This window comes from Paenibacillus sp. NN59, from assembly GCF_057597225.1.
This window is the reverse complement of record NZ_CP199678.1, coordinates 1,838,156-1,864,673: the sequence shown is the minus strand read 5'-3', so window position 1 is coordinate 1,864,673 and position 26,518 is coordinate 1,838,156. Positions and strand designations below refer to the sequence as shown.

Below are 26,518 nucleotides of genomic sequence, written 5' to 3'. Positions count from 1 at the left end.
AATAACGATTACCGTATACGCTGATACATGGTGCCTTGGAGTTCTGTTACTTTACGATCTTAAATGAGGAATCCTGTTCGTGTCCAATATGCTCCAGCCATTTTTCATGTTCTGAACCGTGTGAATACTCGTGTTGTCGATGGGATAAAAACTGGACGTATTGCTCCACTCCCTGTTAGCGAGCACATAATAAAGGACATTAATCACCCCACCGTGGGTCACCAGTAAAACATTTGATTGGATTCGCTTCTCTTCGAGTTGAACACAAAGATTCTCGAATGCATTTTGTATTCTTGTATAAAAATGGGTCGGACTTTCTCCGCCCGGAAAAGCAGTGTCCATCTTGAGCGTATTAAAATAAATCCCGGGGTACTTTTCCTCCGCTTCCGCATGGAGCATACCCGCCATGTCACCATTGTTCATCTCACGCCAATCAGGTGTGTGTACACCTCGAATGCCCAATGACTCTTCAATGGCTTGGCTTGTTTGCACCGCACGGGGTAGATCGCTGCTTATCACCGTATGAATATCATATTGCTCTTTATGTTCATACAGATACGATCCTAAAGCTCTGGTTTGAATAACACCTGCTTCGGTGAGTCCCCTTTGGCTCCAACCGCCGCGATAACCTTCTTCGTCTGCACCGTGTCGAACCAGGAAAATCTTCATGGCGTTCTTGTCACCTCTCACTGTCTCATCATTTAACGAACAAAAGTATTTTGCACACGTTCAGACTTGATAAAATACGGAATCCAGATCGCACAGGCAATGGCGGATCTTGCAATATCCCGAATCGAGCTTCCGTCTGTCAGTTCTCTCGCCATCGGAATCTGAGAGAGCAGCAGAGAATCCACGATGCCTACTGTAAGGCTAAGACTGTAAAAAATAATCATCAGGCGTGGAAGAATCGCTTTTTTACGATAAAAAGCAACGATGACATACACCGTGAATAATAGAAACAATATGTTGTAAATCGCCTCAAAAATAATCATTGGACCCCAAAGTGGGTGATAATAACCTGAATCTTTCGAAGTTAGAATCTCCCATGTCTCTGTGTTTAAAATGGGTAAAACAGACTGGCTAATCTGTGCAAGGAGCATCACTAATGTGAACCACAAACCAATCTGGATTAGGATCAGCCAGCCTCCGAGTCCAGACACACCCAATGGACGGTATTCTATCATTGATTCTTGAAATGGTTCTTGTCGAGGTTCTTGTTGCACTTCTAACACGTCCTTCTCTTATGCTGTTTTAACTGCCGCTATTCAATTCCATATGTATAAATACTCTATACGTTTCTTTCCTATTCTTACTTGAAAGCTATTTAGTCCCTCCCATAAAAATTTACACAGCTTCCTTATTGTACTACAGTGAAGAAATGAGGCATACTCATTTTTTCTACCTCCTATTATCAGGTTCGTTATACTTACACCATGTTCCGTCCCGTCCGCTCATGTCATAATTCAACGTAACAACAGCAGCCTACGATGCTGCTTACGATTACTTATAATAAGGAGGATTTAGCCATGCCTGATCCAAAATTAACGTTACTGCCTTTTGCAGATATCTCCGTTTATACCGAAGGTTTCGATATCGTCTCCGTACAGTGGGGACACGATGGGCTTGCATATATACTACTTATTAATCAAGTCCCTGAACGAAGAAAAGGTATGTTCGTGCAAACCAAACTAAAGGAGCCATACACGTACAAAGTGCTGATTGTATCGGATCAATATGTCCAGGAAGTTGTCATCGGGGGACAACAATTTCACTATCATTATGTACAGCCTTTACAAGAACATCTTCTGCTCGTTGGTGCGCGCTGCACCTATTATGGAAACGATCAATTTGATCTGAACGCCAAAGTATGTGATATGGAAGGCACGACGATTCGAGAATTTTTGCTCGGGGATGGGATTCAGAGTGTACAGGTGACGAAGCATGGAACGATCTGGACGAGTTACTTCGATGAAGGTATCTTTGGTAACTATGGCTGGGATCAGCCCGTTGGGGCGAGTGGATTGCTCGCTTGGGATGCATACGGGAATGTGCTCTATAAAAATAACAGTGCAGACATTGCTGACTGTTACGCACTCAATGTGGTGAACGAGGAAGAAGTCTGGTTCTACTATTATAGTGACTTTTCACTTGGTTGTATTTCGGGAGGATTCAAACCGGAGTCTGCTCGAATGAACTTCCTGAATCCAAATATATCAGGTTCCTCCGGTTTCTGTACGGATGGATATCACTTCCTGTTTGATGCCGGGTACGGGAAGCATGGAACATTTATTTTCAAGAAAATGCAGAAGTCTGGCAGCCTCACCAAAGGAACGAAGTTCCAATTGCTGAACGAGAAAAAACGCCCCTTCCAACAGGCGCGACAGGATTTTCGTCAGGATCGCCTGCTACTGAGTGAGGGGAACTTGCTGTATCAGGTCACGATGGAAGAACTGTTATCTGTTATAGAGTAGCTTCACATGAGCTGAGGAATGAGGAAAACGATCAAAAAAGCTTGAAATCAAAGATTAAAGTCATACCTTAAAGGACAATCCCTCTTCCTCCAGCGATTTACGCAGTATAGGCATGGACGATGGCCCTATACCGTGCAGTTTCAGAATTTCTTTTTCCGTATATTCAGCAAGTCTTGGTAATGTCGTAATATCTTCTGCTTCCAGTGCACGTCTTACCGGAGCAGATAGCAGGCTCATAAATCCCTCTTTCGGTTTCCGCTCCGCCTCACACTTGGGACAAGTCGAACAATCACTCTTTTTAAAAAATGTATGTCCCTTCTCGCATGTTCGCCGTGTTCCTTTATTGGTTGTCATTTGGGCTTTCCTCCTTAGAGATTGTATAATACGTTTGATAATAAGTTTACTAGAATGAAATTTAAATTGCAGGAGTGTGTTTAAATGAATTTAAAAGAAAAACTGATGTACATACGAGAAAATCAATATCAAGCACAGTCAGACGCCTTCGTCCTGATCCAAGAAATGTTACATAACATCGGTACGGTGGACGCACAATTGCGTGATGAGTTGATCTATACCACCCTATCTCACTGGATTCCTAGCCTTTCTCTGACTACATCCGAATTAGAACACATTTTAACCACCGTTTTAGATCGTGACCATCTGCTTTATGGACTGGGGGAAACCCATTCCGACTCCGTATTCACACGTTCCTTTTCCATGCTGGTTATCCCTCTTCTTTTCATGAGACACGCAGCATCGCCCTTCCTGTCAAGTGAGCGCATTCATCAGATTAAGGATGTAGTCTTTCACAATGTACGAGAAGAAAAGGATTACCGTGGATATGATGAAACTAAGGGTTGGGCTCACGCTGTAGCTCATGCTGCTGATGTGTTGGAAGATTTGGCTCAATATATTGAATTAGATGAGGCTGATTTATCAACGATGCTGGATCTGGTGTACGAGAAAATGACGATCAGTGACCGGGTCTACTCCGATGGCGAAGACGAACGAATGATAACACCAGTCATGTGTATTCTGGATAGAAACATCCTTAGTCAGGCGTCCGTTCAACAATGGATTCAACGTTTTGGCACGGTGGAGAATGAATCCGAATTTTTGCCTGCCTTCAGGCAAAAAAACAACATTAAAAACTTTCTCAAAAGTCTTTATTTTAGAATCAAATTTCATGGAGTGTATGATGCTGCCTTATGTCCAACGATTGAGCAAACGTTATATAAAGTAGAACCGGTCTACTACACATCCTGAAGAATGTGTTAGAGTCCATACGATGCAAAAATAGCGGCATACTTCTTCTCAAAAATCGTCCATCGCTTTTGGGCTCCATATTTAGCGTGTAGCTGTTGTAGATATTTCTGAACAGTCGTAGTATCGCCATTTTGCAGTAGATAATGAAAGGTTTCTTCGCTTAAATGTAGTGCGGTTATATTCATATAATACTCCACAATATCCCTGGCGCTGGTTATGTTCTCCATGTATTCAACGGCCTTTTCCAGGCCGGACAGTAGTTCTTGTGAAAAGGTGATCGGGTCGGTGTCAGGTGTCAACGAGTAGCGGTCTGGGGCAGATGGGACAATCTCTTCAATCCTGCAGGTCAGATGAGCCTGCTCCCCCATCGTTTTACCGCCTGATATCATAGACTGCAGCTCCTTGGAATGAATCATGCAGTTAATATAGAAGCGAACGTGATTGGCTGAATTAGCTTGGGACTTCTGAATGTTGAATCCGTAAATAAGACCGTCTTCGACTCTTCGAAAATTCAGAGCTTTTTTGGTATAACCGTGACGGGCAAACAAAGGTTTTACTTCATTTTTGATCATCTCTTTAAACAGCTCCTGCAACGGAACTCCCTCCCTCTATGCCTGCTCGATTTTATAAAAATACGGCCCGCACATCGATTCATGCGTATGTACATATGTCCATGTGAACGCCTTGTCAAAGATATAGATGTCCTGTTGTTCATCAAAATCAGTTGCGACAACAGCGCTTGCATTTTCGTAGACCTGTATATATGGTGAATGTTGATACATCACATATAAATCATGTTTCCCCTCCGCATCGAAGGCCGCTCGCGCTGCTTCCCCTTCTAAACATTCCTGCTGTTCGTAACTGAACATATGCCATTTGTACTGGCTGTAATAGATCGATTCTTTTAAAACATCATCCAGGTTATGGGCAAACACCTCATCCCAACGCTGAACAATCTCCTCCGATTCCTCGCACAACTCGGTCACTTGTACTCCCTTGTCCGCGATCATTTTCTCATACATATATTTGCGGTACACCATTTCAACTCGTGAGTATGCCACGTTAAGTTCACTTTCCGGCAACACATCCAGCATCCGATTAATCTCTTCTCGAATCATGGGTGAACCTCCTTTATGTAGATACTTTCAAAAAACATTTATCGATCATGAGATACGTACATACCTATCACACAGCAACTCCAATGGAAGCGTATAGATTCTCTCACTAAATTTCAAAACTCCAACAATGCCCTTCGTCTTCGGTTATATCAGCCCTTATCTGTTTTTTCGCAGCACATAGGCCAGTTCGTACATCTCGGCAATATCATGTCTGTTCTGTTCCCGAAAACGCCGTACCGCTTCATCAATCTCTACGGCCTCAACCGCCACCACCTGCTCCCCATCTTCGGGATTGAGCGGTTCACATACCAATTCCACATCACCGTAACCAATGACTCTAATGAAATGCGGATGCGGAATGTGAGGTCTATACGGCTCAAGAGCACTGGAAGTGCAATGAAACTGTCCAAAAACTTGGTAGCTACGTAGCTCCGCGCCTAATTCTTCCATCAGTTCACGTTTCAATCCGTCCATATAGTGCTCGCCTGCTTCCAACGTTCCTCCGGGCAGTTCCCACAGTCCGTTATCCAGTTGAAACACAACACACTCTTCTCCAACAAACGGAATAATGCTCACATTACTCACCAGTGTCTCGTCTATTTGCTCGCCCAGCCTAAACTCCGCCTCAATGATTCCCCAGTGGATCGACGTACTCAGTGCCGGAAATTGTTGTGCATCTATGCTGTTCATTCGCATCCAATCCTCTCCCAATGAAATTCATGATGTACTGTCATCCATTCGTAGCCTGAATCTTTACCTCAACGTACACGCCATTCCCTTCCAATTATAGTCGAAAACACAAAAAGAAGGCCACCTCTCCCACAGGAGCTGTGACCCTCTCATCGCACTGGAACTAACCGTTAAGCGTATTTCTCATCAACTTATTTCTTCGAAAAGCAAATTCACAATCCTCTAACGTGCTACCAGCTTTCCCTTTTCCAAAAAAAGAACCCGGCTACAGAGCGGCAAAATCCGCTCATCATGCGTAACCATCACCGCACTCTTGCCCTGCTCCTTCACGAGCCGCGCAATCGTGCCTACAATATCCAGCCCGCGCTCCGCATCGAGGCTAGCCGTCGGTTCATCCGCCAGTAGCACAGCCGGATCATTCATTAGCGCCCGCGCAATGGCAACGCGCTGGCGTTCTCCGCCGGACAGCTTGTCAGTATATGCTTTGCGCCGGTGAGACAGGCCCACCGTCTCCAGCAGTTCACCTGCACGGCGCTCGGCTTTACTTTTGTCCATACCCGCAAGCTTCGCTACTACTAATAACTGCTCCTCCACCTTCAGGTAAGGAATCAGATTCGCACTTTGAAATATAAATCCGAGCTGGCGCAGCCGCACATCCGAGATGTCCGTTTTACTTTTGCCCATGATCGAAGAGCCATCCAGTAGTACCTCCCCATCCGTGGGTTCGAGCAGTGCACCTGCAATGGACAGAAATGTACTTTTTCCTGAACCCGAAGGGCCCATCACGGCGACAAGTTCTCCTTCTGCCACCTGAAGATCAAGGCGATCCAATATTGTACGCTGGCTGCCACCGTCATCAAATGTCTGTGTAATCCCTTGTAATTCCAGTCGTTTTCTCATGCTGCCGTCCTCCCAATCGCATCGAGTGCATCAATTTTGGTAACCTTCCACACCGAGAACAACGAACCCGCCATCGACATCAGAATGAATAACACACAGGTCAATGCAAGGGTGGATATTCCTAATTGAAAAGGCATAGATGCTGGAAGAACAGATTCTAACAGCCGCACAAGCAATACGCTAATCACCAGACTACCGACGGACAACAGCAACACTTGTAGCGACACACTGCCTGCCAGATAACCGTTTCGTGTTCCAATCGCTTTTAAAATGCCAAATTGACTGGTCTTCTGAATTGTAATGACGTAGAAAAATACCGCCAGTACAAATGCCGAGATGACGTACAGGAAAGCAATCATCATCAATAATGAGCCCTGCTCCTCCTTGTAACCTGGAATAGCGGATACCGCATCCGATTTGGTGATGATCTCTGTCTTTGGTAAGGCGGCACTCAACTTGCTCACTTGATCATCCGCACCTTTGACCGCGATTGCATTGTAAACTGGCGCATTCAGTGAACCAGATGGAGTCGATGTACCCATTACAGCTTCAGCGCTCTTTTCAGTGCCAATAGCGTCAGTATTCGCTTTAGCAATCGCGCTTGTTCCAGTGCCAGTGCCGGTGTCTACTCGACCTATTGCAGATGTTGCCTGCACAGTACGTGATCCAGCTTGCAATGTAAGCCATTCCTGCTCATTCATAAACACCACCGGTGCGTGACTGAACGATTCATTTTGCACAAAACCACTCACTGTCCACTCCGTCCCCGAGGCTTGATCCACCAGAACCGTGCCAATCGTGACGCCGGATTTCGCCAGCTTCCGATCGACCACCACCTGCCCTGCGGACTGATCGTTGATCGCATTGCCTTCGGTAACCGTTGGCGCCAGCCAGCTTCCCGAGTTCACCATGAATAGGGTGACATCGATCTTCTTGGTATCGTCCGCCGGGCTGACGGTCGTCATTCGAACCCCAAGCGGCTCGGCATTATCCTGTCCAACGACAGCACGGGCCTCATCCAGCTCCTGCTGGCCCACCTGTGAACGAGTAAATCGATGATTCGAATCCTGTTCGAGTATAAAATGGGTTGCTGCCATATTTTTAATCGAAGCTGCGTTATCATACGACAGCCCCTGCGCAAGTCCGGTTACAAACAACACCAGAAACGAAACCAGCACCATGATGGTGGCAATCAATGCGTATCGTCCTTTTGCAAACCTCATTTCCCGTATAGCCAAGTACATTTGCTCTGACCTCCCTCTTGATAATCCAAGTATAGGAGGTGAAAATGAACGGAAAATGAATAACACATTACATCTGTGGAAGCGTTACGGTAAAGAGCGTGCCTTCAGCTGAACTGGACACCTCAATGGTGCCGTGATGGAGACGAATAATTTTCTGCACAATCGCAAGGCCCAGGCCGGTCCCGCCAGATGAACGTTCACGTGCATGATCCGCCCGGTAGAAACGGTCAAACAAAAAAGGCAGATGCTCGGCTGCAATTCCGTCTCCAGTATCCTGAATATACACGACACACGCTTTATCCAACTGCTCTGCCCGAACCTCAATGCTACGGCCCTTCGGCAGATGCTGCACCGCATTACCAAGCAAGTTCATCCAAACCTGCATCAGTAACACTTCATTGCCTGTAATCTTTATGGATTCCGGTACAGACATGCGCAGGGATAACTCTTTCTCCTCCAATTGCCATTGCAACACTTGAACCGCCTGACGGAATTGGCTTCTCAGCGCGAAGGTAGCTTGGGTTTGCGTCATATCTTCATGACCCTGTTCCAAGGAAGACAGGAGTAACAATTGTTTACTGAGCAACGAGAGATGCCGGCTCTCTTTTTCAATAATGGATGCATAGTGCGCACGTTCTTGCTCCGGTAGTTCCGGATCCGCTACCAATTGCGCAAATCCCTGAATGGAGGTTAACGGTGACTGGATCTCATGGGATACGTTGGACACAAACTGTTGCCGCGCCTGATCCACCCGTTCCAATTCTCGGCTCATCGTCATAAAATGCTGGGCGAGTTGCCCGATCTCGTCACGCCTTGCTGTATTTAATTTCAGATTATAATTGCCCTGCGCAATACGTTTCGTCGCTTCAGACAGCCGTTCAATCGGATTGACCAGATAACGCGTACTGAACAGAAAGATCAGGACACTGATACCCACCGTCAATGCCCCAATGAGCGCAAAGAAAATCCGCAGTTCTCCAAATTGCAAAATAACATCGGGACGCATGAACATGGCGTAACGAACCTCGCCCACCTGAAGTGGAACCCCCACCGTATTGCTTAATTGGTTGTCAAAAAATCCGGTAATAAACGGTTGGCTCGGAAACTCGGCCACGCCATGATACACATCGCCGCCTAGAACCAGACGAACAGCCTGCTTGTCCAACTCCTTTTCGCGGAATTCACGGCCGTAAAACTGATCATCGCCTTGACCATCGGTGACATAGATTTCGTATCCTAATGCCGCTGCATTGTGAAGATATCGCTGAACCGTACTCGGCTCAGGCTGCTCTTCGGCAAACTTTTTCATGTCCATGGCGATACCAACCAACTTCTCATCATTAAAGTCTTTGAGTTTAGCGTGATAGTAGATGTTGGAGAAAAAGAATCCGAGCAAACTACTGACGATAATCACCGCCACCGTAATGAGAAATATGCGAACGTATAACGATCTCAATGCGATTTCACCTCGATTTTGTATCCAATGCCCCGCACCGTCTGAATCACAAAATCATCTGTATAGTCCGCAAAGCGGTCACGCAACCGCTTGATATGTACGTCGACCGTTCGGTCGTCCCCTTCATAATCCGCCCCCCAGACAAGACGAATCAATTCATCACGCGAGAACAGGCGCCCCGGAAACTGCGCAAGCTGAGACAGTAGTTCAAACTCTTTCATCGGTAAAAAAAGAATCGACTGTCCATCGCTTACTTCCACATTGTTGCGGTCAATCACAATCCGGTTCATGCGAATGATATCGCTGGAAGTTCGATGATATCGGCGAAACAACGCTTTGACCCGGTACACCAGTTCCTCAGGTTCAAACGGCTTGGTCACATACTCATCCGTGCCCCGCAAATATCCTTCTTTCTTGTCTGCCAGCTGATCCCTTGCGGTCAGCAATATAATAGGAATGTCGTAATGCTGACGTATGTAATCACACAGTTCAAGTCCGTCCATGCCTGGCATCATCACATCCAAGATCGCAAGATCGATGGGGGTCTGCTGTATCATTTGGACCGCCTCCACACCATCCTGTGCTTCATGTACCCGGTATCCCTCCTTCGTCATGACATGGCGCAACAGTGCGCGAATATTCGCATCATCGTCTGCTAGTAGCAGATGTTTCATCTCGTAGTCCGCCCTTCTATAGTGATCCTGCCCCGATGGTAGCACAAAAACGAAGCCATTAGCCAGTGCAGTTAAGTGGTGCAGTTGACATTACAGCTGTCTGTGTGGATGCATGTTTATATTTTCGCAAATCTGGTTGACACTACTATGAGGCCGAATTATAATAAGTTTACGACATATGAGTGATTGCTCATATGTTCATATAAATAGGAGTGAACCGTATTACAAAAATGATCAGCAACACATCCACAAGTAACACGTAACGCTATATGATCACGCAACATACATAACAGAGGATCGTTCCAAAGGAGAGGATTACAATGTCAGGACAACAACATGGGCACAATCATACCCACGATCATGGACACAATCACGCGCACGGCACGAATAACAAAAAGGTACTGCTCTTTTCCTTCATTATCATTACCTTCTACATGATCGTAGAAACCTTCGGGGGATTCATTACGAACAGTCTTGCACTCATCTCCGATGCAGGTCATATGCTCTCGGACTCTATCGCGCTCGGTATTGCTTTGCTCGCGTTCACATATGGAGCCAAAGCCGTCAATACGGGGAAAACCTACGGTTACAGACGCTTTGAAATTCTGGCAGCCACGTTAAACGGCGTGACGTTAATTGCCATTGCACTTTATATTTTCTACGAGGCTATTGGCCGCTTCATCCACCCGCCCGAAGTGGCAACGATGGGCATGCTGATCATCAGTACAATCGGATTGCTCGTGAACATTCTGGTCGCCTGGATTATGATGCGTGGCAGCGATACCGAGAGCAACCTGAACATGCGCGGTGCTTATCTTCACGTGATCAGCGACATGCTCGGCTCGATTGGTGCGATTGCTGCTGCCCTGCTCATGATGTTCTTCGGCTGGGGCTGGGCTGATCCGCTGGCAAGTGTCATCGTGGCGGTGCTGGTATTACGCAGTGGATTTTATGTCACCAAATCTTCTTTGCACATTCTCATGGAAGGCACACCCGTAAACGTCGATGTGAACGATCTGGTGCAGACGATTCAGCAGGTGGATGGCGTCAAAGGTGTTCACGATGTTCACGTCTGGTCGATCACCAGTAACCTGAACGCACTGACTGCCCATATCGTGGTAGATGGAACGATGGATGTATATGCGTCCGAGGTGCTTGTACAGAAAATTGAGCATCTGCTGGAGCACAAAGAGATCAAACATGTCACCTTGCAGGTTGAGTCTGAAAAGCATCTTCACGATACCTCCGTCCTCTGCACCGTCAAAGGTGACGCACCCGATGCACATGCGCATCACCATCATTGATGTATTGCAGGTTAGCGGATACTCCCTTTTATTGGGATAAGGCAAAACAGGACGGTTCCCGTTAAGGGATCGCCCTGTTTTTTGCTGTTTATACTGCAATGAATTCCAGAAACTCCAGTCGATTCCCGAAGGGATCATTCAGATAAAAACGCCGTACTCCCTCGTCTGCTCTTGCTTCATCATCTAATACTTGGATACTGTGCTTGTGCAGGTGTTCGCGTAACTCCTCCAGGTTCTGGACATGAAAGGCCGGATGGGCTTTGGAAGCGGGTACAAAATCATGTTGAACACCGATATGAACCTGATGGACGCCGCATTGAAACCACACACCGCCGCGTTTTTGCAACAGTGCAGGCTTTGGAATTTCTGTCCATCCAAGAATTTGATTAAAAAAATCTCTAGCTTCCTTCTCGCAACCTTCAGGAGCAGCCAACTGCACATGATCAATGCCATTGAAATGATAGGCCATTTGATTCATCCTCCTATTAAGTTTCACTCAACGAAACTATGTTTCGTTTTATAATAACATTTTATAGATATAATTACAGTACGTCTAGCGTGTTTTTCGGCGACACACATCCGTTATGTATGCAATCCAATTGTAATTGTCTAAATATCAATCTCATCCCAATTTAGAATTACATATCCTCCCCATGTTCTATTCCCCATATGAAAAATTAAATCCACCATACCTGACCCCTCCTAAACGTCAATGAAAAAAGGCTATTGAATGGTACGATATCATTATATCCTTACTCAACTAAAACGCTAACGATCACCAGAAGCCTTATTTGGCCTGTTTCGCTGCTTTTTATTTTCTAACGATCACCAGAGACGCTATTTAGCTGATTTTGCGCCAATACAGTATATTTTTTATGTTTCTGGATGAAATAAGCTTCCTGGAGATCGTTAGAGTTTGGACACCCTCATATCAGAGTAAATAAGCTTCGTGGGGATCGTTAGAATTCTGACACTCTCATTTCAGAGCTGGAGTACTACTTAAGTCGTAGCGACACCCGGTAAACGTGCCTATAGATTCTTTTCATGAAGTATTAATTAAAATGACAAGAGCCCTGGCTTTAAGCCAAGGCCCTCTTCTTATAAGCTGATAAACATTTCCACGATCCCTTTTATTTCAACAGTACTCCAGCCACAGAAATCCGATCATCGACCAGTACGTTCAGGAACAATCACTCATCTTCCGACGAGCTTTGCAACGTAAAATAAAATTTTACGCCATTCGGCGTATTTGCTACACCATAGGACTGCTGATGCAGTTGTACAATCTCCTTCACGATAGATAACCCCAGCCCGGTTCCACCGGCTTGACGACTGCGCGCATCCTCTTCGCGGTAGAACCGATCCCATATCCGTGTCAGCTCATGCTCTGCAATGGAAGGCCCTTCATTTTCTACAATTATACACACTTGTTCATGCTCACGATTATGTCTAATCTCCATCCGAATCGTACTTCCTTCATTCCCGTTGCGAATCGCATTACTCACATAATTCAGCAAGACCTGCTGCATCTTCTCGGCATCTGCCCAGACATGTACATCGCGGTCACCCTGCACCTCGAACTTCATCTGCTTAGCCTTGGCGAGTTGTCTCATCTTCTCCACACATTCAGCTACAAGTTGATCCGCCGTAAAAGATTCCATACGTAGCTTCACCGCGCCAGCCTCTAGCCGGGTCAATTCCAGCATATCGAGCACCAGCTTTTCCATCCGATCGGCTTCTCGCAAAATGGTACGAATATAACGCTCACGTTTATTTTCCGCGATCTGATCCAGAAGTCCTTCCGCATATCCCTTCACCACACTGATGGGTGTTTTTAATTCATGCGAAGCATCCGACACAAAACGTTTCTGCAACTGCTCCATCCGGCTTTTATATTCCATCTCCAGCACCAGTTTCTCGTTCGTGAGTTGAAGCTCCTTTAGCGTACGATCCAGATTGGAAGAAAGACTGACGAGACTTTCGGACAGACTACCCAGCTCATCATTACTCTGAATCGGGGCCATGGCCGTGAAATCCAGATTTGCCATGCGAGCCGCATCACGATTCAATTGTAATAACGGACGTGAAACGATTTTGGAGAAGAAAAAGGACAGAACCACCATCAGCAGTAGCCCTCCGGCAATACTGAAAAAGGCATAATACACCTCCAGCGCGCCAAATGCCTCCCCAAGCTGCGTCAAGGGCGTTAGAGCAAACAGATACTCCACGACCTTACCATCACGAACAATCGGTTGCACAAACACCAGATTATGTACACCGCTCACAGGTTCCTTCCATTCGGTATGAAATGCTTCGCCCCGATCCAACTGCTCCCGCTCTGCTTCCGGCAAAGGAAACCACACGCGCAGCGCGGCCGCCATAATACCTTCCCGGTTATTCCACTGACCCGGCGCAGGCAACAATACCGAGTTTACGGTGCCACTAATCTCAATGACGCCTTCCCGATCGGCGTTGTGAGGAAGCACCCCAACCGCGGGTGACCCCTCTTTACGAATGACATAAGGCGAGAACAGCGCGTTTCCATGCTCCATGTAATAAGCACCTTGCACCGTCACGCGATCACCAGGCTGCAAACCATACGAAGTCAGAGCCGAGATGTCTGGAAAAAAGGAAACGGCCACAGGTAGCGATTGTCCCTTATCCGTGTTCAGTTGAATTCGAAACGGGTTATCGTAGCGAACCTCACCCTCTTTACTTAGAACCGCCATTTGCACATGATTTTGTGTAATGAAACTGCCCATCACCATAGGTGTTTTCTCCTCAGGCCATTTCTGCCGGGCATAATCCATAGCGAAGGATGTTAGCTTTTTCCCCAAATCACTGGCTCGTTCATGCTGGTAGAAACGTTCAAAGAACCAGAAATGTCCTGCCACAACCGTTGCAAAGAAGACGATATAAAATACAAGATTGGCAGCAAAAAGCTTAAATACGATCCCTCTCGTTTTCACGATTCAACCTCAAACTTGTACCCGATGCGAAACACCGTACGAATATATCCGGCATCTTCACCTAATTTTTTACGCAGATTTTTGATATGAGTATCTACCACGCGAGGGTCGCCAAAATAGTCCACACCCCACACCTGGTTTAACAAATGTTCACGCGTCAAAGGGAAGTTTCGATGCCTGAGCAGGTGTAGCAACACATCATATTCCTTATAGGACAGCTCGACAGGCTGACCATCTGACTCCACTACGCGTTTTCTCTCATATACTTTTATATTGCCAAAAGAAATGATCGGATCTTCCTGTCCTACTGTATTGTCCACACGTTTCATTAATGTCTCCGCGCGGGCAACCAGCACTCGCGGGCTGAACGGTTTCGTCACATAATCGTCGGCACCTAGCTCAAAGCCCAGCAGCTTATTCTCTTCTTCCGATTTTGCAGTAAGGATAATGATGGGCACGGTAGACTGAGATCGAATCTGCCGGCACACATTCCAGCCACTCACTTTGGGAATCATCAGATCTACAATCACCAAGTCTGGAGGACAGGCATTGAACAGTTCAAGTGCTTCTTCCCCGTTAGCTGCTTCAATAACTTGCCAAGCGGATTGCTTGAAGTAATCCGTGACCAGCTCACGAATGGATTCTTCATCTTCTATTAATAAAACGGAACGTCTCACAATTTTCCTCCTAAACACACATGAATCACACAACTGTTATGTATTATATCAACAATGATAATCATTTTCATTAAAAACGAAAAGGGGATGAACGTAATCCGGCATGTTTCTTTCATTTCATAATTCATCTCGTGCTTCTGCCGTACGAAAACATCTAGGCCTGTCGAAGCCCATCTGGATCGGCCTGACATTACTTATCCTGCTTGTTGCGGGCGCATATCTGGCCGTGATCTTTCATCTGCAACCCAGTCGCAAGGAACCGATCCTGTTCAACTGGTTCGCCTGGACGGACAACGAATCCCTGATTCGCTCGGTAACCACGATTAGACTGCCCCGAATTCTCGCTGCGGTACTTGTTGGTGCCGGACTCGGTATTGCGGGATGTCTGCTTCAGTCTTTAACATCGAATGATCTGGCAGACCCGGAGGTTATGGGCATTAATCAGGGGGCCAACATGGCGATTGCTGCACTGATGGTGCTGATGCAGTTCCAAACATTCCGTTTTTTCACCGTAACGGCTTCCATGTTGGGAACTGCGCTCAGCGGCATTCTCATTTATGTGCTCAGTGTGCGAAGTCGCTTCAGTTCTAGCAGTGTGGTGCTCACCGGGCTCGTGAACAGTCTGTTCTTTAGTTCAATGACCACCACGCTGATCATATTCCATGATACCGATCTGTAACAACTGCTGCGCTGGATGGCCGGCGATCTGTCGGGCATGTCCTGGGAAGATGTCATGTTCTCGCTAGTCACTCTCGTTCCCGTCAGTATCCTTTGTTGCTTGTTTGCGTCCCAGTTAAATGTATTGTCTATGGGTGAGGATACAGCGATATCTGTCGGACAACGGTTAACCATGGTACGGAGCGGAATCATGGTAGCCATTATTGTGCTCGTTGGTGCAGCAACGGCGGTATGCGGCCCCATCGGGTTCATTGGCTTAATGGCAGTACATATTATTCGTACGTTAACAGGTATCGATTATCGGGTGATTGTACCACTCGCTGCGCTGACAGGCAGTGTGCTTCTCGTGTATGCCGATCTGATCGGACGCCTGCTTTTCTATCCGTTGGAAGCACCGGTTGGACTTATTACTGCGTTTATTGGAGCACCGTTCTTCATCGTGCTCATGCGCATGCGCGGGAGGAAACGTTCATGACATGTTTAAAAAATCCGTCCTCCCGATCCAACTGGAGCTTTGCTGCACTGATGACCGCAGTCTTATTCTCGTTAGCGCTGGTATTCATCCTGTCGCTTCGTTTCGGGGCAACCCCCGTTACGTTCCATGAAATCATCGCCCAGTTTCAAGCGCAATCGGGCACGATCTATGAGCTTCGGTTGCCTCGTGTTCTCTGCGCCATGCTTGTAGGCATTGCTGCATCTGTCGCAGGTGCCATCCTGCAAACTGTCCTGCGTAATCCTCTGGCTTCACCTGATGTCATCGGGGCAACAGCAGGTGGCGGGCTGGTGACCGTAGTCATTATTTTACTTGCGCCGTTAACACCCGCAATCTGGTTGCCTTTCTATTCGATGGCAGGTTCGGCAGCGGCAAGTCTAATCATTTTCCTGCTCGCTTATCGCCGCCAGGGCACATCCATGATCCGTCTCGCTCTTGTGGGTATAGCCGTTAGTTCTGCATTACAGGCCATCATCAAAATGCTTATCGTTAAATATGCCATGAGTTCCAGTCAGGCACTGGTCTGGCTTAAAGGCAGCTTATATGCGCGCAGCTTGCAACATGTGGAGATGTTGTGGCCGTGGACGCTAGCAGGATTGTTAGCCGCCATGTTGCTCGTAAGGTACTTAAATGTTTTGAAGCTGGATGAATCCGTGCTGGTGTCCTTAGGCACCCGGGTTCGCATGGTGCGAACGGTACTACTCATTGTGGCTCTCGCTTTATCCGCAAGCTCAGCCAGTATATCGGGGAATCTCAGCTTTGTTGGACTTATTATTCCACATCTGTCCCATAAGCTGGTTGGAGAGAACTTCATCCGTTCCCTCCCATTTACCGCGGCGCTCGGCGCGCTACTTGTCATGCTTGGCGATATGATTGGCCGCATTCTGATCCCTCCAATGGAGATTCCCGTTGGCATCATTACATCGTTAATCGGCGCGCCCTATTTTGTATACCTGATCATCAAGCAAGGACAGAAAAAATAATTTTCAATATGGAGGGTTCATTCCCAATGAAACGAACATCACTATTTATGGTAATTATATTAACTCTTGTGCTGGTTCTCACCGCATGTGGCGGAGGAACGGCTGGCAACACCGCTGGTGTTACATCGGACAAGGAGTCAGCGGCTTCTGCCAATGAACCGAGTAAAACGGATAGTGGTAATGCGTCCACTTCCTCCACTGCAACATCATCTTCAGACCAAGGTTCAAATGAAGCCAATACAACAACGACTCCTTCAATTACCTCTAATTCAGACGGTTCATTTGTTGTAAAGAACGCCTGGGGAGAAACCAAACTCCCTGTCTCGCCCAAAAAAATCGTTACCCTTCATTTCTCCTTCACGGATGAGCTCGTCTCCCTTGGTGTAACGCCAGCAGGGATTGCAGGCTCTTATAAAGCGGAAGTGCTTGGTTACCTGAAAGATCAGGTGAAGGACTATACTTTTGTTGGAAATCACCAGCAGCCTAATCTGGAAGTCATCTCTTCCCTCAAGCCCGATCTGATTATCGCCAATGCCGATGTGCACGGAGCCATACGTGAGGATCTGGAGAAAATTGCACCGACCATCGCGCTCTATACCAATGGTTACGGAGACATGGAGCAAAACTTCGCTATGCTGGGAACCTTGCTTGGCAAAGAAAAAGAACATGATCAGGTTATGAATGAACTGAACCAGAACATTGAACAGACCCACGCTCAAATCCAGGGCACACCTAAAGTTATCGTCGTGAAAGCACTGGAGAAAAACTTTTACATCTGGATGAAAACCTCATATATCGCAACTCTGCTGGAGAAAATCGGCGCGGAATACAGCTTCGATGAGAACAAGTCCAGTCAGCAACAGACGCCAGGCAAGATTGACGTAGCCGATGTAGATCTGGAAACCCTTGTACAGGAAAACCCGGACTATCTGGTCATCTATGGGGCGAAGGCTGACCTGGATAAATGGATGAATAACAGCACCTTCCAATCGATTAAAGCGGTGAAAGATAAACATGTGCTCGTTGTTAATGATGAAATATGGGCACTGGGTAAGGGGCCTCTGTCGGGTGAAGAAATTCTAAAAGAGGCTATTCCATTCTTCACAAAATAATATGGTTTTCCTTAATGCAAAAGTAAAGCCAACCTTCCAAGCGAAGGTTGGCTTTATGTTATATACCGTTTCCACAAATCCCACGCTTCGAGATACTCAGGCAAGTCCTGCGGATGATGTTTGTTGCTTAGCCCGATCCGGCAGTATAGATGAACCACTGCTTCTTCCATCAATCTGAACTTATCCATAGTCACCTGCTCAAGATGACCGAATACATCCCATAACAATATCGGGTCGAGGTCATCGGGGGAGGAACAAAAAGCATAGAGAAAATCATAGAGAACCGGGCCGACCATCGGAGATGGGTCAATGACCCCAATCAGTTCCTTTTGCTCAAACACAATATTATGAACACCCGCATCCCCGTGCAAAAGAAATCTCTCCGACTCATCCTCATGAAACAGACGATTCACTGTAGATTGAACCAGATTGTAGTCTTCCGCTGTAAGCACATCACCAATATTCTCTCTCGCCTCATCGATACTAATCTGATTGAATGCCTTCCATGTCTCACGTGGATACTCCATTCTTCCCCATAACTTTGTATCCGGCAAACGTACATATGTATTCAACAGCTCTTTCACCAGCCGGGTTAACCATGCTTTCTTCGCTCCCCGATGGTTATGAGTCACACCTTCCATAAAGCTGTATGAAAAATAAGTGTTGTCCGAACTCATAAAAAGAACCTTTGGCAACAGCATCACTTCACTGTATGTATTCATAAACTGACATGTAACACGAATGTCCTCAGGATCATCCCATTTCAAAATGTACCGTTCGCCCGAGCTCGCAAGTAGCCTGAACACCCGCCCCGCCGTCGTTCCCGACAGCTGCTTTACTTCCACGATGTGTTCGTGAATGCTATGCTTTTGCAAGAGCTCGTTGATCTCCTTGGTGCTTGGGTTGATGTTTATCATATGTTTCTCCCTTTCCTTTTTCCCCTTCTCCTTTCTCCTGTTTTATCTAATCTTTGCAAGCAACTTCTCTTTCTTCTGGTCGAATTCATACTCCGAGATGATATTTTTGTCCTTTAAATCCCCCAATTGTAACAGCTGTTCATGGACATTAACTACGGGTTTCTTTAATTTATTGACCTTTACAAGCACAAAAATCGAATAAGGTATGGCAAAAAACATAGATAAAAATGCCCATCCTACTGCAGCCGCCTCGTCTACGGGTCCCAAAACAAAAATGAAAAATAACGTCAATGTAAATACTACAACTGCAATGATGGATAATGCCTTCAACTTCATTCCCCCCTAAATGTTATGTACTTTTTTATCATCCTCAAATGGACTATCTGCACTGGTTACTTCCTGTATAATGACAATCGGATCAGAGATCAAACCAAGCTCCTCATCCTTTGGATAAGTTACCGCAATGGTAGGCTCCGGCCCTGCAAATACCATCATGGACTCCATATCCTCCCACATGGTGCACAGGAAAAAGTGTGCGTAGTCTCCTTGCTCCACAACTTTCAGATACGCTCCGCGATTTCCCTTAACAGCGAGTGTATCTTCCACACCTGTTTCAACCTCATATTCCAGAAAAGCTTCCTTGTTCTCCAGCGGTACCGCTCCATGCCATGTTCTTGCGATCATCCCATCACTCCCCTTATACACTGAACATTTACTCATTCAAATTGTCAATAATCCAATGCACTGCCTCCAAAATATCTGCTGCAATATAATCCGGCTCCGTCTGAGCCCATTTATCTCTGAACTTCGTTAATGAGGATTCGCCCCAGCCTGTTCTCACCATGACCTTAGTCGCGCCTACAGCATGCGCAGCAAGCATGTCTGTCTCGCCTACGTCTCCGATTACGATGCACTTGGTCAAATCCAAATTGTACTGCTCCGCGGCCTGAAGTAACATGCCGGGTTTAGGCTTTCGGCAGCCGCATTCTTCTTCATGTGAGCAAATGTAGGCCTGATCGAATCCGTATTCCTGAAACTGCTGTTCAAACTCCTGAACCGTTGCCTGTCCGCGTGAAATTCGGTGTTGATTGGTGAGTGCAAAAACCTTCATTCCGTTTTGCTTTAAGAGCGTAATCGCTTCCTGTGCATTCGGATATAACTCAAAGTCTCTCGGATGAATAAAATGTCCTGTACCTCCGATCGTGCCATCTCTGTCGATAAAAACAGCCTGAACGTTTGGATTTGCAGTCATAAGGTTTGTTCACTCCCGATTTAAGTTATTGTATTAATCACTATTCACTAACTTAAAGATCTCACCGCTTCACACAGCTATTACACTATTTCATCGATAATATGTTTATTATCCTCCTGCTCTTTTGCATGTTGAAGCCGTCTGACTTCTACGCGCAGATCACGTACTTCCTTCATCAGTAGATCAAGTTTCCTTGATGTTTTGGACGAATCCACGGCATAACGCACAACCGCTGCAACAATAAGCACAACAATAATGCATACAAAAACGGAAATTAACGCTGTAAATAACTCCATAGTCGTGTACATCTCCTTGGTGTCTATGAACTTATGTGCCTGACAAAAGCATAATCGAATTCATATTATTAATAAATATTCAATTTAATTGTAACATTTTTCAACTCCACCCGTTGTCTTAAATGAAGGAGGATGAAATCTGGAATGAGGAGTGATTTATATGCCGAACTATTCAAACAGTACCAATCCTCCCTGCATCTCTATCTCTACCGAATGTGTGGATCACAAGAAACGGCTGAGGAGTTAGTTCAAGAAACATTTTACAGAGCTATGGTATCCATGAAAACCGAACATGCCGACTATGCCAGAGCATGGCTGTACAAAGTAGCCCGACATTTATTTATCGATTGGTACCGAAAGAACCGCGGGGAAATGGAAATGAGCCGGGAACTGGAGAAACAAAGTGTAGAGAATACATATCGTACTCCTGAGGAAGTACTCGCCGCTCGTGAACGGGTAAAGCTCATTCAACAGGTCATGAAGAAACTGCCCGAACAATATCGGACTGTACTGCTACTTCGCGAGATGAATGAGCTGTCTTACAAGGAACTTTGCAAGGTTCTGGATATGAATATGAGTCAGGTCAAAGTTACCCTGTTTCGCGCCAGAGCACGATTCAAAGAAGAGATGTTACAGATGAAAGGAGAGAATGAATGATGTCCAAGCCAACGGAACCAGATGATCTGTATGTGCTCCATGCAGATGATTTCGAACCTCAACGCCCGGAATGGGGTCATAAGCAATTTAGACGAATGGTATGGAAAACACGCTGGAAATTTTTCTTGAACGCAGGGGGAATTCTATTTTTAATATTTGTGCTCTATCATGTCTATATCACGGCTCTGCATATGTATTTCGATCAATCCAAGGTGCGGAACGAGTTCATGCGTTCCATTATTTCGGTGGTGGAGATTCATGGTGACGGACTGCGCGTCGAAAAAAGCCCCCATCAGACGTTTGAAGTCACTCCCTTTTTAACACAAAAGGCCAATCTGAAGGTATATCGCCTCGTCGGTTCATCGGAAGTGATCACTGGTGAGGTTCAGGCCGAACGGAGTATTACCGGTAAATTCAGTTACAAGATGAATAGCACAGGAGCTTATTTAAACGGTAACGAACGCGGTCCATTTTACCTTCCGTATGACTTGGTTGACGGCAAACCTTCCAATGAGAACACGGAGGAAAACAGCAGTTCTAAGCGACTTCGTAAAATAGATGACGGGCATGTTGCCGAGATGTCGATCTCATTGAAAAATTTAAAATCGCCGAAGCAATTGATGCAGTTGCTCTCTAAGTATGATGTCCGAGTAACAGCAATGCCGATCTATTCAGGCGAAATGCAGGAAAAAAATCTTTCCTATACGAGAGCAGGACTGTTTGATTATGATGTTCCTCATCTGACTCTTAAGCCGCTCTATGAAATGGAAGACGGCGGAGGCCGATGGTTTAATTATTTTCCTAGAGACACTAAAGATCAGGAGCTGGCACAGTCAGAAGGAACGATGCAGGAACAAATCCAAGCCATGATGTCTGATCTGGAATGGATGACGAACAGCCTCAGTTATAACGGTGTTGATTGGGATCAACGAAGACTTAACTATCTGAAAAAGAATGGCGTACTAGTATATGGAGCTGTTGTAACAGGGCCCATACGTGAATTGCAGAAGATTAGCGAGAATCCGGAATTCCGGCATGTGCATCTGAACCGGGTAGAGATATGGAATTGGGATTAAGCATACATGACCCATTGAAATAGAGATCATGCCTTGGTGTGAACAGGCATGATCTCTATTTTTACATACAAGAGTTACTGATAATGCAAACGAATCTAGAAAGGTACCCCCTCACTCGGTCTCGGCAACAATATCTGTACAACGTACAATCAATTCAGGCATGGGTTCTCCGTCCAAAAGAACATGCAGTTCGTACCCGTTATCGATCCGGTACAGCTCTTGGTACAGCCAGTGACTGCCCACAACCTCACCTTCTTGCTTAAGAATTTCAGGTGCAATCAACGTGAGTTTATTCATTTCAGTGAAGCCTCCCCGGTTGTCAAAACGAATAACCAGATTCTCCGAAGGCAATAGCTCCGTCACCTGACAATCATGAAATTGTACTTGGTTGCGAACATCATCCGCAATATTCTGGTTCACCATCGCTTCCCTGTATTCTTGTCCGATACGTTCCATCTCTTGGGTATTCTCTGCACTCTTTTTCTTAAGCTGCTGCATAACTTCTCTCGTGCAATATCCCAGTGCAAACACACGGATGTCAGCAATCTGGTTCAAGATGTGCGCGGGTAATTTCTCCGCATGGTATTGGTAGTTCCACTCCATCGCTTCTTTATACTTGTCTTTGCATTGCTTCACATCAAAAGCAGGACGGACATCATACTCCGCAATCAGCTTCTCGATATGCGCTCGCTCTTCCGGCGGCATGTGATACACCATCTGATCTTCCGCCGTGATCTCTTCCCCGCTAAAAGCTTTGTCTGCACGGGTCATCACTTGACCATCACTCTCCAGCATGAAACGTGGATCGGTATCGTATATCTCACGCTCTTGCTTTACATGTTCTTTTTCCTTCCGTTTGTACAGTCTCTGGAAAAGATCCTCATCCAGCGCCCCCGCGCCTTTATGTACTCTCAACCCAAAATGAAGCCCTGTTTGCTGGCACGTATCGTACCACTCTTTTGTTAAGTATTTCATAGCTACTCCTCCAGATTCTCCAGCCTCAACGTTCCCTTACTCTCACAGACATGCCGGTCTACACCCAGGATTGAAAAAATTTATGTTTGATTTCTTTGTCGTTCCGCGCGGCCCACTCACGGACTGCTTCTACACCTGCGGTTTCTTGATCTCCCTTAAAATAAAAGCATAAATCCATTGGCACAATCCGTTTGCCATAGCGTTTAAACCCGATTCGTCTGTAGTTCATATAAATACACTCAATCTGAGATGCATCGTATTTCTGTAATTTGGTAGAGATGATATGATCACTTTCCAGCGTAATGCTAGGTCTGGTGAACAGCAAACGCCAGATTAGAAAGATGATATAGCCTAGAATAAAGACGAAAAAAGATAAAGCGATGTATTTCATAACACCATTTTCACCGTAAAAAACATTTCTAGAAAATAAAACTACAATCATTAGCATACAAAGTAATTGCAGTACAGCTCTTGGATAAATCGTCTTATACGTCATGCAATATTCCTCCTAATCATTTTCTATATTAATGTGCAACCACTTGGAAGGTATTTTTCTGGCAAAATGCTTTTCTACAAAACCCAGAATATCATCAATTCCGGGCAGTGCCGCGTTGTGTTTGGCTTCGTCAAACGTCATCCATCGGTAATCGCTATGCTCATGATTCAACTGGACAGACTGATCTTCGTGCACATAACCTACAAATACGGGAGCCATGTAGATATAATCCTCTGCCTGTGAATAGAACTGTTCGAACTGATTAGACGTGTATAAACGAATATCCGTGATGCCCGTTTTCTCACGAATCTCTCGAATCGCGGCCTCCCATGCCTTTTCCCCTGGCTCAATACCACCGCCGATATAACACCACTCACCATGCAGCATTCGACCAGCCCGTTTCAGCATCAGCACATGAAATTCATTCAGATACTTCTTCAAGAGTACCACAGCAACCCCTTCACAGCGGATCGGCACAGACTGTTTGGGTAGAGCGGTTAAATCGGTTAAGTTGGCCGGAGTATCCTTCGTGGACTGATTAGCTTGTGTAGCCCTATTGGCTTGTGTGTTTTGGTCGGAATGACTTAATTGACCCGTTTGGTTCACTTGGCTTACTCCTTTCGCATTCGTTGTATGTTTCACCGATTCTCTCCCCTGTCCTTCACGTTTTCCAGGAATTAAAAATCCTCCAACACCTTCGACTTATCGCCGTAAACCTTATCCAGATGCTCTTCCCCCCAGTAGCACAGAAGATCCAGCGCGGGTTTAAGTCCCAATCCATAAGCTGTCAGTTCATACTCCACTCGTGGAGGAACCTCAGAGTACACCTTACGCTGCACGATCTCGTCCTTTTCCAGTGCTCGGAGCTGCGTTGTCAGCATTTTCTGTGTAATTTCGGGGATTAACCGCTTCAGCTCCGACGTTCTTTTGCAACCTGTAAACAAATGATAAATAATGAGCGGCTTCCACTTTCCACCCATCACTTCCAACGCTGCTTCAACACCAACTCTATATTTCTTGGGAGCCTCAGTACTGGTCTTGCCTTGTTCCATCTTGATCTTCCCTCCGATATCTTTCTGAGCCTCAATGTCATGGCCTTCATATCATGGTTCTTTATATCAGGGTTCTTAAATCATGACATTTCCATCAAGGTACATTTAAGTTCACGTTCAAATTTCATGTTCCTAGGGTACTTTCATCTCCCTATAGAACATCAAAGTGCGTACTTCCAGATGTTTTCAACTCTGTTTATAATAGCATCAGCAGAGGAGTTACGGCTACCGAACCGTGCTCCAGAAAGGTTGTGATTAATAATGAACGTATTAGTAGTAGTATCTCATTCGCGCAAAAATTCCCTGACCTTCCAGGTCACCGATCGTTTCGTTCAAGGTCTGACAGAAGCAGGTCATCAAGCTGAAATCGTGGATTTGCACGAGATTGGTTTTGATCCGATCCTGCGAGCAGAAGATGAACCGGACTATACGCAAGATAATCAGCGATTCTCCCCTCAGATTGAAACGGAAATTACACGGCTCAAGAAACACGATGCAATTGCTTTTGTTTTCCCTCTGTGGTGGTGGCATCTGCCAGCGATGCTGAAAGGGTATATTGACCGCGTCATGAACAACAGTTTTGCCTATGGTGCGAACAAGCTGCATCATGAGCAGATTTTGTGGATCGCTCTTTCCGGTGTAACGGAAGAACAGATGAATAAGCGGGGCTATGGTGACTCGATTCAAAACCTGCTCAATGTCGGCATTGCCGATTACTGTGGCGTGACTAATTCAAAGGTTGAGTTTCTGTACAATACCGTAGAAGCACCGCCGGAGCATTATGAGGAACTGCTGAATCAGGCGTATGAGTTGGGACTGAACTATGTTAGCGCTTCTGCCGAACAGTCAGTAACATAAATGGTTAAGGTCCATCTGCGCCTTTCACGATTGGAAAAATAAACATCTCACATTCCGCTCCGCCTTTGGTAAAATAAATCCCCCGTTTCCGCTTTTCAAGAGCGGTTATGGTAAGTAAAACCTCCATATCACACATCAAAAAGGGCCGCTCAACCGAGCGACCCTTCCTGTGTTTTGTGCTATTTTACGATACTAACGTCGTTTTCATAATTTGCTTATATTCGTTACACACGCATCTCCAGCTTTATTTCATCGTTGCCAGCAAGAATCTCTCCAGCATGCTGATATCCGTAATGCTCTCATTGCATGCCTTATCATCCATACACACATACTGGCCAACAGATGCAAAATTGTCCGCCGACTGTGCCTTGGTCTTCACGTTGTAGAATCCAAGCTCCTGATGGCGATGACAGAACATACAGTATCCCTTCTTGTTCGTGGGCGTAATTCGTCCCTCAATCCCGAGGAATTTGCCTTCGTGCGGGTACACAATGAACAAACGGCTTGTCGCAATATCGATCCATCTCAGGTACGTGGTGTGTACATAATCGATAGATTCCAGATCAGGAAGTTTGAGCTTCTTCGCCTTTGGAAACAACTTCTGAATCTGCTTGGCTGTAACCTGTGGGTATGGAATCAGATAGTCTTCAAGCTGATTCAGATAGAGCTGCACGTCATGCGGTGTCGCATACGTGGATAACTGCTCCAGCAGCTGCTTCTGTTCCAGCGTCAGATCCTCGAAGATGCCTACGGCATTCGTACTGACGGTGTAGCGGACCGTATCCAATACTTTGGGGTCCACGACCGAGCGCAGCGTTTTTAACAGAAATTCGGCTTGTTTAACAATGTAGTTATATTGATGATTATGAATAAATGGTGTTTGCATGGCCTTCAGCCCCTTATT

31 protein-coding genes and 1 pseudogene are annotated in these 26,518 nt (G+C 45.9%); 9 read left to right on the top strand and 23 right to left on the bottom strand.

The features are described 5' to 3' along the window. Nucleotides 1-51 precede the first annotated feature (51 nt). Both ACT89M_RS08265 and ACT89M_RS08260 read right to left on the bottom strand, forming a co-directional pair. Entirely contained in the window at nt 52-669 is a 618-nt protein-coding gene (locus tag ACT89M_RS08265) for a histidine phosphatase family protein (RefSeq protein ID WP_154887091.1), read from the bottom strand. Nucleotides 670-701: 32 nt separating this feature from the next. Continuing rightward, nucleotides 702-1,184 carry a DUF2569 domain-containing protein gene (locus ACT89M_RS08260; protein ID WP_186809572.1) on the bottom strand — a complete coding sequence of 161 codons (483 nt, stop codon included), beginning with the start codon at nt 1,182-1,184 and terminating at the stop codon, nt 702-704. A gap of 342 nt (nt 1,185-1,526) precedes the next feature. On the opposite strand from ACT89M_RS08260, the gene ACT89M_RS08255 reads away from it, so the two are divergent. Next, complete coding sequence (locus ACT89M_RS08255; protein ID WP_154887095.1) at nt 1,527-2,471, top strand: hypothetical protein; 945 nt, start codon at nt 1,527-1,529, stop codon at nt 2,469-2,471. 60 nt (nt 2,472-2,531) lie between these two features. Here ACT89M_RS08255 and ACT89M_RS08250 read toward each other — a convergent pair whose 3' ends face one another. Next, entirely contained in the window at nt 2,532-2,825 is a 294-nt protein-coding gene (locus tag ACT89M_RS08250; protein ID WP_154887097.1) for an RNA polymerase alpha subunit C-terminal domain-containing protein, read from the bottom strand. An 84-nt stretch (nt 2,826-2,909) separates the two neighbouring features. Between ACT89M_RS08250 and ACT89M_RS08245 the strand changes: the two genes are divergently transcribed. Continuing rightward, nucleotides 2,910-3,737, top strand: a complete 828-nt coding sequence (locus ACT89M_RS08245) for a DUF2785 domain-containing protein (protein ID WP_308722165.1) — start codon at nt 2,910-2,912, stop codon at nt 3,735-3,737. An 8-nt stretch (nt 3,738-3,745) separates the two neighbouring features. On the opposite strand, the gene ACT89M_RS08240 is transcribed toward ACT89M_RS08245, so the two are convergent. From ACT89M_RS08240 to ACT89M_RS08210, 7 genes are all read right to left on the bottom strand, one after another. Continuing rightward, a complete protein-coding gene (locus tag ACT89M_RS08240) occupies nt 3,746-4,330 on the bottom strand; it encodes a DUF4304 domain-containing protein (protein WP_154887102.1) in 585 nt (194 codons plus the stop codon). 15 nt (nt 4,331-4,345) lie between these two features. Continuing rightward, nucleotides 4,346-4,855, bottom strand: coding sequence for a DUF4275 family protein (locus ACT89M_RS08235; protein ID WP_308722166.1), 510 nt, complete (start codon nt 4,853-4,855; stop codon nt 4,346-4,348). A gap of 156 nt (nt 4,856-5,011) precedes the next feature. Further along, complete coding sequence (locus ACT89M_RS08230; protein ID WP_154887107.1) at nt 5,012-5,551, bottom strand: NUDIX hydrolase; 540 nt, start codon at nt 5,549-5,551, stop codon at nt 5,012-5,014. Between the two features lie 216 nt (nt 5,552-5,767). Further along, nucleotides 5,768-6,445 carry an ABC transporter ATP-binding protein gene (locus ACT89M_RS08225; protein WP_154887109.1) on the bottom strand — a complete coding sequence of 226 codons (678 nt, stop codon included), beginning with the start codon at nt 6,443-6,445 and terminating at the stop codon, nt 5,768-5,770. Continuing rightward, nucleotides 6,442-7,689 carry an ABC transporter permease gene (locus ACT89M_RS08220; RefSeq protein WP_308722167.1) on the bottom strand — a complete coding sequence of 416 codons (1,248 nt, stop codon included), beginning with the start codon at nt 7,687-7,689 and terminating at the stop codon, nt 6,442-6,444. Before ACT89M_RS08220 ends, ACT89M_RS08225 begins: the two co-directional genes overlap by 4 nt. Nucleotides 7,690-7,756: 67 nt before the next feature. Continuing rightward, a complete protein-coding gene (locus ACT89M_RS08215) occupies nt 7,757-9,145 on the bottom strand; it encodes a sensor histidine kinase (protein WP_308722168.1) in 1,389 nt (462 codons plus the stop codon). Next, nucleotides 9,142-9,819, bottom strand: a complete 678-nt coding sequence (locus ACT89M_RS08210) for a response regulator transcription factor (protein WP_154887115.1) — start codon at nt 9,817-9,819, stop codon at nt 9,142-9,144. The genes ACT89M_RS08215 and ACT89M_RS08210 overlap by 4 nt, the downstream gene beginning before the upstream one ends. A gap of 320 nt (nt 9,820-10,139) precedes the next feature. Between ACT89M_RS08210 and ACT89M_RS08205 the strand changes: the two genes are divergently transcribed. Further along, nucleotides 10,140-11,123 (top strand): cation diffusion facilitator family transporter, encoded by a 984-nt coding sequence (locus ACT89M_RS08205; RefSeq protein WP_308722169.1) that lies wholly within the window; start codon nt 10,140-10,142, stop codon nt 11,121-11,123. Nucleotides 11,124-11,211: 88 nt separating this feature from the next. Here the strand turns inward: ACT89M_RS08205 and ACT89M_RS08200 are convergent, their stop codons facing one another. The 3 genes from ACT89M_RS08200 to ACT89M_RS08190 all read right to left on the bottom strand — a co-directional run bounded on the left by ACT89M_RS08200 (nt 11,212) and on the right by ACT89M_RS08190 (nt 14,769). Beyond that, nucleotides 11,212-11,592, bottom strand: a complete 381-nt coding sequence (locus ACT89M_RS08200; RefSeq protein ID WP_154887119.1) for a VOC family protein — start codon at nt 11,590-11,592, stop codon at nt 11,212-11,214. A gap of 721 nt (nt 11,593-12,313) precedes the next feature. Continuing rightward, on the bottom strand, nt 12,314-14,092 hold the full coding sequence (locus ACT89M_RS08195; protein WP_308722170.1) for a sensor histidine kinase: 1,779 nt from the start codon (nt 14,090-14,092) through the stop codon (nt 12,314-12,316). Further along, nucleotides 14,089-14,769, bottom strand: coding sequence for a response regulator transcription factor (locus ACT89M_RS08190; RefSeq protein ID WP_154887123.1), 681 nt, complete (start codon nt 14,767-14,769; stop codon nt 14,089-14,091). Before ACT89M_RS08190 ends, ACT89M_RS08195 begins: the two co-directional genes overlap by 4 nt. A gap of 103 nt (nt 14,770-14,872) precedes the next feature. Here ACT89M_RS08190 and ACT89M_RS08185 point away from each other — a divergent pair. The 3 genes and pseudogenes from ACT89M_RS08185 (at nt 14,873) to ACT89M_RS08175 (ending at nt 18,035) form a co-directional block, all read left to right on the top strand. Then, nucleotides 14,873-15,922, top strand: a pseudogene (locus ACT89M_RS08185) (FecCD family ABC transporter permease). Continuing rightward, nucleotides 15,919-16,923: an iron ABC transporter permease gene (locus tag ACT89M_RS08180; protein WP_154887127.1), complete on the top strand. Its 1,005-nt coding sequence runs from the start codon at nt 15,919-15,921 to the stop codon at nt 16,921-16,923. Before ACT89M_RS08185 ends, ACT89M_RS08180 begins: the two are co-directional and overlap by 4 nt. A gap of 26 nt (nt 16,924-16,949) precedes the next feature. Continuing rightward, the gene (locus tag ACT89M_RS08175; RefSeq protein ID WP_487345196.1) at nt 16,950-18,035 is read left to right on the top strand and encodes an ABC transporter substrate-binding protein; all 1,086 of its coding nucleotides are present in this window, start codon (nt 16,950-16,952) and stop codon (nt 18,033-18,035) included. 53 nt (nt 18,036-18,088) lie between these two features. Here ACT89M_RS08175 and ACT89M_RS08170 read toward each other — a convergent pair whose 3' ends face one another. From ACT89M_RS08170 to ACT89M_RS08150, 5 genes are all read right to left on the bottom strand, one after another. Continuing rightward, complete coding sequence (locus tag ACT89M_RS08170) at nt 18,089-18,952, bottom strand: phosphotransferase (RefSeq protein WP_487345195.1); 864 nt, start codon at nt 18,950-18,952, stop codon at nt 18,089-18,091. 42 nt (nt 18,953-18,994) lie between these two features. Then, nucleotides 18,995-19,282 (bottom strand): SHOCT domain-containing protein, encoded by a 288-nt coding sequence (locus ACT89M_RS08165; RefSeq protein ID WP_186809575.1) that lies wholly within the window; start codon nt 19,280-19,282, stop codon nt 18,995-18,997. Nucleotides 19,283-19,294: 12 nt separating this feature from the next. Further along, nucleotides 19,295-19,636 carry a hypothetical protein gene (locus ACT89M_RS08160; RefSeq protein ID WP_487345194.1) on the bottom strand — a complete coding sequence of 114 codons (342 nt, stop codon included), beginning with the start codon at nt 19,634-19,636 and terminating at the stop codon, nt 19,295-19,297. 28 nt (nt 19,637-19,664) lie between these two features. Next, nucleotides 19,665-20,204, bottom strand: a complete 540-nt coding sequence (locus ACT89M_RS08155) for an HAD-IIIA family hydrolase (RefSeq protein ID WP_487345193.1) — start codon at nt 20,202-20,204, stop codon at nt 19,665-19,667. Between the two features lie 80 nt (nt 20,205-20,284). Further along, entirely contained in the window at nt 20,285-20,500 is a 216-nt protein-coding gene (locus ACT89M_RS08150; RefSeq protein ID WP_487345192.1) for a hypothetical protein, read from the bottom strand. Between the two features lie 144 nt (nt 20,501-20,644). Between ACT89M_RS08150 and ACT89M_RS08145 the strand changes: the two genes are divergently transcribed. Together ACT89M_RS08145 and ACT89M_RS08140 are read left to right on the top strand one after the other, a co-directional pair. After that, on the top strand, nt 20,645-21,157 hold the full coding sequence (locus ACT89M_RS08145) for an RNA polymerase sigma factor (protein WP_186375385.1): 513 nt from the start codon (nt 20,645-20,647) through the stop codon (nt 21,155-21,157). Then, nucleotides 21,154-22,233: an anti sigma factor C-terminal domain-containing protein gene (locus ACT89M_RS08140; RefSeq protein ID WP_487345191.1), complete on the top strand. Its 1,080-nt coding sequence runs from the start codon at nt 21,154-21,156 to the stop codon at nt 22,231-22,233. Before ACT89M_RS08145 ends, ACT89M_RS08140 begins: the two co-directional genes overlap by 4 nt. 111 nt (nt 22,234-22,344) lie before the next feature. Here the strand turns inward: ACT89M_RS08140 and ACT89M_RS08135 are convergent, their stop codons facing one another. The 4 genes from ACT89M_RS08135 to ACT89M_RS08120 are packed head-to-tail and all read right to left on the bottom strand — an operon-like array spanning nt 22,345 to nt 24,756. Then, nucleotides 22,345-23,208 carry a DUF4085 family protein gene (locus ACT89M_RS08135; RefSeq protein ID WP_487345190.1) on the bottom strand — a complete coding sequence of 288 codons (864 nt, stop codon included), beginning with the start codon at nt 23,206-23,208 and terminating at the stop codon, nt 22,345-22,347. 58 nt (nt 23,209-23,266) lie between these two features. Next, nucleotides 23,267-23,704 (bottom strand): hypothetical protein, encoded by a 438-nt coding sequence (locus tag ACT89M_RS08130; protein WP_487345189.1) that lies wholly within the window; start codon nt 23,702-23,704, stop codon nt 23,267-23,269. Between the two features lie 12 nt (nt 23,705-23,716). Continuing rightward, nucleotides 23,717-24,346 (bottom strand): NUDIX hydrolase, encoded by a 630-nt coding sequence (locus ACT89M_RS08125; RefSeq protein WP_487345188.1) that lies wholly within the window; start codon nt 24,344-24,346, stop codon nt 23,717-23,719. Nucleotides 24,347-24,381: 35 nt separating this feature from the next. Then, entirely contained in the window at nt 24,382-24,756 is a 375-nt protein-coding gene (locus ACT89M_RS08120) for a winged helix-turn-helix transcriptional regulator (protein WP_487345187.1), read from the bottom strand. A gap of 261 nt (nt 24,757-25,017) precedes the next feature. On the opposite strand from ACT89M_RS08120, the gene ACT89M_RS08115 reads away from it, so the two are divergent. Beyond that, the gene (locus ACT89M_RS08115) at nt 25,018-25,614 is read left to right on the top strand and encodes an NAD(P)H oxidoreductase (protein WP_487345186.1); all 597 of its coding nucleotides are present in this window, start codon (nt 25,018-25,020) and stop codon (nt 25,612-25,614) included. 244 nt (nt 25,615-25,858) lie between these two features. Here ACT89M_RS08115 and ACT89M_RS08110 read toward each other — a convergent pair whose 3' ends face one another. Beyond that, the gene (locus ACT89M_RS08110; RefSeq protein ID WP_487345185.1) at nt 25,859-26,500 is read right to left on the bottom strand and encodes a FusB/FusC family EF-G-binding protein; all 642 of its coding nucleotides are present in this window, start codon (nt 26,498-26,500) and stop codon (nt 25,859-25,861) included. Between the last annotated feature and the right edge of the window lie 18 nt (nt 26,501-26,518).